This is a genomic window from Psychroserpens sp., assembly GCF_045105015.1.
In the GTDB taxonomy this organism is placed as follows: Bacteria; Bacteroidota; Bacteroidia; order Flavobacteriales; family Flavobacteriaceae; genus Psychroserpens.
This window is the reverse complement of the sequence record NZ_JBGCCX010000105.1, coordinates 1-6531: the sequence shown is the minus strand read 5'-3', so window position 1 is coordinate 6531 and position 6531 is coordinate 1. Positions and strand designations below refer to the sequence as shown.

General features: G+C 32.3%; 8 protein-coding genes. 3 read left to right on the top strand and 5 right to left on the bottom strand.

Annotation, left to right across the window (positions count from 1 at the left end):
- Together AB8B90_RS07720 and AB8B90_RS07715 are read right to left on the bottom strand one after the other, a co-directional pair.
- Window positions 1–385 (bottom strand): LytR/AlgR family response regulator transcription factor (locus AB8B90_RS07720; RefSeq protein WP_405335361.1); only part of this gene is annotated, 385 nt, incomplete at its 3' end.
- Entirely contained in the window at window positions 382–1182 is an 801-nt protein-coding gene (locus AB8B90_RS07715) for a sensor histidine kinase (protein ID WP_405335359.1), read from the bottom strand. The genes AB8B90_RS07715 and AB8B90_RS07720, both read right to left, overlap by 4 nt.
- Before the next feature lie 205 nt (window positions 1183–1387).
- Between AB8B90_RS07715 and AB8B90_RS07710 the strand changes: the two genes are divergently transcribed.
- Genes AB8B90_RS07710 through AB8B90_RS07700 form a run of 3 tightly spaced genes read left to right on the top strand, consistent with a single transcriptional unit; the run spans window position 1388 to window position 3795 of the window.
- On the top strand, window positions 1388–2506 hold the full coding sequence (locus tag AB8B90_RS07710) for a serine hydrolase domain-containing protein (protein ID WP_405335357.1): 1119 nt from the start codon (window positions 1388–1390) through the stop codon (window positions 2504–2506).
- A 10-nt stretch (window positions 2507–2516) separates the two neighbouring features.
- On the top strand, window positions 2517–3416 hold the full coding sequence (locus tag AB8B90_RS07705) for a M28 family metallopeptidase (protein WP_405335355.1): 900 nt from the start codon (window positions 2517–2519) through the stop codon (window positions 3414–3416).
- A complete protein-coding gene (locus tag AB8B90_RS07700) occupies window positions 3409–3795 on the top strand; it encodes a hypothetical protein (protein ID WP_405335353.1) in 387 nt (128 codons plus the stop codon). Before AB8B90_RS07705 ends, AB8B90_RS07700 begins: the two co-directional genes overlap by 8 nt.
- 301 nt (window positions 3796–4096) lie before the next feature.
- On the opposite strand, the gene AB8B90_RS07695 is transcribed toward AB8B90_RS07700, so the two are convergent.
- The 3 genes from AB8B90_RS07695 to AB8B90_RS07685 all read right to left on the bottom strand — a co-directional run bounded on the left by AB8B90_RS07695 (window position 4097) and on the right by AB8B90_RS07685 (window position 6143).
- Window positions 4097–4429, bottom strand: a complete 333-nt coding sequence (locus AB8B90_RS07695) for a hypothetical protein (protein WP_405335351.1) — start codon at window positions 4427–4429, stop codon at window positions 4097–4099.
- A 131-nt stretch (window positions 4430–4560) separates the two neighbouring features.
- A complete protein-coding gene (locus tag AB8B90_RS07690) occupies window positions 4561–5355 on the bottom strand; it encodes a nucleotidyl transferase AbiEii/AbiGii toxin family protein (RefSeq protein WP_405335349.1) in 795 nt (264 codons plus the stop codon).
- Entirely contained in the window at window positions 5352–6143 is a 792-nt protein-coding gene (locus tag AB8B90_RS07685) for a type IV toxin-antitoxin system AbiEi family antitoxin (protein WP_405335347.1), read from the bottom strand. The genes AB8B90_RS07690 and AB8B90_RS07685 overlap by 4 nt, the downstream gene beginning before the upstream one ends.
- Window positions 6144–6531: the final 388 nt, after the last annotated feature.

Genomic DNA, 6531 nt, shown 5'->3' with positions numbered 1-6531 from the left:
CATGTAATATTTCATTTGATGTAGATGTGTTCTCTTTGAAGTCCAAAACAGTATTAACCGCTTTAAGAAAACGCTCAAAAGTAAAAGGTTTCAATAAGTAATCCGACACTTGAAACTCATAGCCCTCCAGAGCAAACTCCTTATATGCAGTGGTAATAATAATTTTTGGTGGATTTCTCAGGGTTTTCAGCATTTCAAAACCCGTAAGTTTTGGCATATTAATATCCAGAAATAGCACCTCTATTTCTTCTTTTTGCAATAAATCAATAGCCTGAAAAGCATCGTAGCAATTACCCACTTTTTGCAGGCTTATAATCTCTTTAGCAAATTCTTCTATTATATTGTGAGCAATAGGCTCGTCGTCTATGATGGCATATCTAATCATTTAGTCAATAACGTAATTTTTGCTCGATATATACTTTTATCTTTTTCTAAAAACAAGGTGTGTCTTTTTGGGTATAAATATTCTAGTCGTTTTCTCAAGTTTTTCAAGCCTAAACCCCTTGACATTTCAGGTTTAGAGTCAAAATTATTGTTGACTTCAAAAGTAACCATATGTTCTTTTTGAAATATACTAATATGAACAAAAGCATCTTCTGTGAGGCTTTCAATTCCATGTTTAAAAGCATTCTCAACTAACATGATAAAAAGTAATGGCGCAACTAATATCGAGTCATCCAATACATTTATTTTGAATTGTATATCCACATTTTTCTGGTACCTGATTTTTTGGATATCAATATACTCTTTAAGATAGTTGATTTCGCTTTTAAGAGGTGTCTGATTCTTTTCGCCTTCATAAATGGTGTAACGCATTATTTCAGACAGTTTTTGAATGACCTCTGCGGTTTTGTCTGATTTTGCTATAGCGAGTCCGTACAAATTGTTCAACGTATTAAAAAAGAAATGTGGGTCTATCTTGCTTTTCAACAAGCGCAATTCAGCCTCTATCTTTTCATTTTTAAGCAACCTATAATTGCGTATCAATTTGAAAACCCAAGAAATGAGTAAATAACCAATGACAGCAAAAAACAATACTTGAAAAATCAAAAAATAAGTCTCGTAAACTGCTTTTGGTGAATTTTCCAATAATTGTTTATAGTGAATCATTCCTATGCTAGCACCTATAAATAGGATGATTGCCATATAATATGATAGATATTTCTTTTCTATTGAAATCATAGTATAAAGGTATTTGAATAAAAAACTGATTACAATTTATTTGACAGATTACTGATTTTTCATTACAAACAACAACAAATCTAAAACAAGCGGTATTTGTCATTAAAAGAGTGTTTATTAAAGTATAATATAGGCCATCAATCAATCTTATTATTTAATATTTCATTATAAAACTAAGTTTGAGTCAACTTAAAATTTTTATTCAATGAAAACCCTTAAATCATTACTACTACTTGGATTATTCTGTATTACTACATATCTAATTGCACAGTCGCCGACAATAAAGAAAACAAAATCTATTGACCATTTGATGGATACTAAAATCCCATCCCTGCTTAAAGAGAACAATGTGCCAGGTATGGCTATTGCTGTTCTTGAAAATGGCAAGGTTATTTATGAAAAAGGATACGGTTATGGTGATAAATCAAACAAAGTCGAGATATCATCAACTACGGGATTCAACATTGGCTCTATTTCAAAACTGTTTACAGCTTGGGGAATTATGAATTTGGTTGAAAATGGAAAACTTGAACTTGATGCGCCTGTCGAAAACTACTTAGTACGATGGAAATTACCTAAATCTGAATTTGACCACACCAAAGTTACCATACGGTCTATCTTGAGCCATACCGCAGGATTATCTGTACACGGATATCCCGGTTTTCATCCTGATGATGAATTACCAACTTTGGAAGCATCTCTAAAAGGTGACAACGGTCCACTCATAGAAAATAAAGCTGTAAAAGTTGTTTTAGAACCACAAACTCAATTTAAATATTCGGGTGGTGGCTATACCATTTTGCAGCTTGTCATAGAGGAAGTGACAGGACAGAAATTTGAAAATTATATGCGTAAAAGTATTTTCGAGCCACTCAATATGGACAATACCAGTTTTATTATTGATAATAAAATACTGACAAATTCTGCAAAACCTTACGATAAGGAAGCCAAGGAAATTTATTTGGAACGATTTACAGCAAAGGCGGCAGCCGGGCTACATACAACTCTTCAAGATTTATCAGTTTTCTCAAAAGCACAATTCGTGGACAACGCAGTTCTTACTCAAAAAACAGTTCAAAAAATGACGACTATAATTCCAATAACTAAAACGAAAAGGAGTGCTTATGGTTTAGGATATGCAACGCACAATTTCGGTCCTATAAAAGTTACAGGTCATGCAGGCACAAATACTGGTTGGGAAGCTGGCTTTATGATGGATTTTGAGAAAAAGGATGGTATCATAATTCTTACAAACAGTTCTAATGGAAAAAAAGTTGCTATTACTACACTACAGACTTGGGCTAAATGGCGCATGACCCAATAAAAATAGACCTATGTTTAAAACTATAATTACTTTCTATTTACTATTCTCAATTTCATCAACTATTGCACAAGAAAAAGATACTGTGACCAATATCATAGATTACCAAAAAGAAGTAATAGCAAAGTTGACAGGTGAAAAGGCTGTTGTAAAAAATCGCTTTTTAAAACAAAGAGCTAACTATAAAGAACGTCTCCTATCTGCTGAATATTTAGCTAGCGAGCTTAAAAAGTCTGGGTGGTCATTTGAGTTTCAAAAATACCGAACCCCACAGAGCAATTATTTTTTGGACTTGTTCTTTCAACCTAATAAAGGGATTAATCTTGTTGGAAAACTTTCCGCAACAAAGCCGACCAAAAAACATATTATATTGGGTGCTCACTATGACACAGAGCGAAATACACCTGGTGCAGTAGATAATGCTAGCGGCGTAGCTTTGTGCTTGGCACTTGCCAAAAAATTACAGGAATTGAAATATCGGAAATACAATGTTGTAATCGCTTTTTTTGACCAAGAAGAAGACGATGAAGTTGGTAGTGAGGTATTTGTGCAACGTATTCAAAATTCAAATCTTGATGTACACTCTGTTCACATCTTTGATTTGATAGGTTGGGACGCAGATGGTGATGGTGCATTGACCTTACAATCGCCTACCCCATTTCTTGAAAGAATCTATCAGAATGAAGCGCAGTTGCGAGATATACAACTCAAAATTATTGGTGGTGCAGGGTCTGACAATAAGCCTTTCCTAAAAGCTGGTTACGCTACTATTCACCCATTTGAGGAAATGGATGATAGCACACCCTATTATCACAGTTCACAGGACACTTATGAGACTATAAATTTTGAGTTTTTAGAAAAATCAACGAGATACATAGCTTGTATACTAACAAAAATTCTTAAAAATGAGTAGAGCACATATAAATAATTTAAAAATCAATCAACTTATTTTACTATTGAGCTTTTTACCAATGTTGGTTCATACTATACAGCATCTTTTCGCAAGGTCTTATTTCCCATTTATATTTCTAATATTATTGGTATTTGTATTTGCATTTTTATGGTCAACTAAAATCATTAAAGCCCAGAGTCTTTTAAAATTATGGGGGAGTTTTTTGCTTGGCTATGGATTGGTTCGCTTAGCACTCTTAGCCTTGGTTTTATTAACAAATACAGGCATCCCATCAGATATTTATTACCAGATGACTATCTGGTATTATATAACAGTGGCCTTTACATTTTCTATAGGAATTTGGATTATTTATAATAGAAAAAAATTAATGCTTAATTGAATTTTAATTGATACCACATCATTTGATTATACTTTTTAATTGAAAATGAAGACTCTAGAATATGATTAGGATAATCATTCCTTTATTCTGATCGATGTACTATATAATAATTGGTAACAAACATATTTCACAAAAAATAATGATGGATTACTGTGAGATGCTCCCAAATTTGAAATTGTAAAAGAACCTCCATAATGGAAGTGATTCATTGTTTAACGAAAAGTAATCTTAATTTAATCTTTTTGGATTTAAATTGTTTAAAGTAAAATTATGGCATTCCCAATTAACCTTTTTTAAATCTTCATTCATATGGTAACTTTAATTTATTCTGACCAGTTTTGTAATGACCATATAGATTATATTTTATAAAAGTACCATTGGACTTTTTTAAGTCCGAGAAATGAGTAAGCATCTGCCTAATAGTTTTAGCTATTACGGAATGATTATATTCTGTTTTCGCATAATATTTACATTGTACAGCTGTCGATTCTGTTGCAGTATGTATATCAACATCTTCAGTATTCTCTATGGTTATTTCATTATTAGCAGTTTTTGCTTGTAATAGCTTTAAAACTGTTAGGTCAAATTGATAATAATAATATCCTTTAATAGTATCTACTGCACTTCTTGTCATATTTTAATATTTACTCTATCAATTGTTCGTCATTCATAACTACACAATATTCCATGGTATCAATTTGTTTAAAATGAGCAGACCTTACATATATTTTAAATTTTCTTAATAGTCAGTAATAATTAATACTTTTATTTCATCTTCTCAACAAGCTCATTTTTCAACCATTGAAATGCTGCTGCTTGGTCATATTCAATTTCTGGTCGTAATAAAGCCTCCATATCCCCTGTGAAATTTGGGTCTTGTTCTTTTTCTTCAATATTCATTAAAAACTCTTTTTGGCTTGGTGGTCTATTACCTGTTGAAAATGTTATGTACTCCTTAAAACATTTTAGTATCTGTTCTACATCCAATTCCATATACAACCTAGCATAATCCAAATCGAATAAGTCTCTTCCTTTACTGCGTTGGTATAAGGCTCTTAATTTTGTACCTAAAAGTTCATTAATACTGTAGGTTTTAATTTTAGTACGTCCAGTAAACCAATCACTTTCTACTTCAAAAGGAAACTCAACCCAAGGCAACACGTTGAAATGTTCTTTACAATTAATTTCTAATTTTAGTCGCAGTCGTATGTCTTCATATTCAGAAGTAAAACGGTATAATGCCTTTGCACCATGACCCTTAACCTGTGTTTGTCTTTCCTCTTCAAAAAATGTAATGACTTCATTTAGACGTTGCATTATTGGCTTTATTGGACCTTCGTTTATTTGAACCAAATCAATATCCTCCGAATATCTTGGTGCAGGGTTCAAATACAATTTATGCAACGCAGTACCGCCTCTAAAGGCTAAGTTTTCTAGTAGAAAATCATCTGAGAAAATTTCTACCAAAGCACGACTAATAACTAGGTCTTGTTCCACTTGATAAAACTGTTTCCAAGGGGCTTGTTCTTGCCATTTCGCTATATAAGGCTTCGGAATCATAAATCGCTTTCTAGTTTTATGTTCACATCCACTTTCCAATTATTATGAATAGCTCCTGGTCTCTCATTTGATTTTGGACTCAATAAAACTGGATAGTATTTTGACTCCTTTAAGTACTCCGAAATTGGTTCATATAAATTGGATTCAACTTGCAGTACTGATTCTAACAAAAAACCAAAACGCTGCAAGGTACTTTTGTGAGGATACCAACTAATTAGGTCTTCTATGTCTTGAGCGGATATTTCTTCTGACAACTCTTCTAGAATGGCTAACATTCTATTGATACCACCCAATTTAGTTTGATGATGAATTAAATCAATAGCAGTAAGTGCTGGACTTGAAATTTTATAAATGCCTGCATCCGATTTTTTCTCTAAAATGTTTTTTGTTGGCCATTTTGAAGTTGCAAAAAAATGAATATCAAGCGATGACTTTTTAATATTAGGGAATTGCTTATCTGTCATAATATATTCCCGTTGCACTTGTTGATGCCCTGCACCATGAAACTTTGCTGCAGAATAAAAGCCCAAATAATAATTACTATTCAAATAGTTGAATAGCTTATCTACAAATAACTGTACCGGTAACTGTTCTTGCTTCGAATATCTTGGTGGAATGATTAAGTAAAACCCTTTTCTTAAATTTATAATTTCCTTTTTGAGTACCAATCGAGAGAGCTCTCGCGTTAAAGCAGTATCAGTTTTATTACAGGCTGCTACAAGCTCACCCCAGGAAAACGAGTATTCTTCAACCGATTGCAATTGTTTTATATAATCTGAAATATCCAAGCTAAAAGTAAATTTTAGAGAAAGATACCATTTTACGGTAATTATCTCATTATTTTACTATAATAATTTTTATTCGCCAAGACTTAGAATTAAATTTGTACTTAATTATATCAAAATAGATAGCTGCCTTTAGGTAAACCTTTAAAATTGCCAAAATTTTGTTAAAAAGAGGCAAATTCGGGGTCACTAAATTTTTAGAAGGCTTTGAAACCTTTACTATAGCTCAAAACTTAGAATTTGGATAGTTCCTCTTTCTCCGCAAGTAATCATAAAAACCGCAGAGTTTACTCTTGCGGTTTTTTCTTTGTCAAAAATTAAAGGTTTTACTTAAATCTTATTTATAAAATTCATAATTTCAGCCTAACCATTTTATAACCAACCAACACTT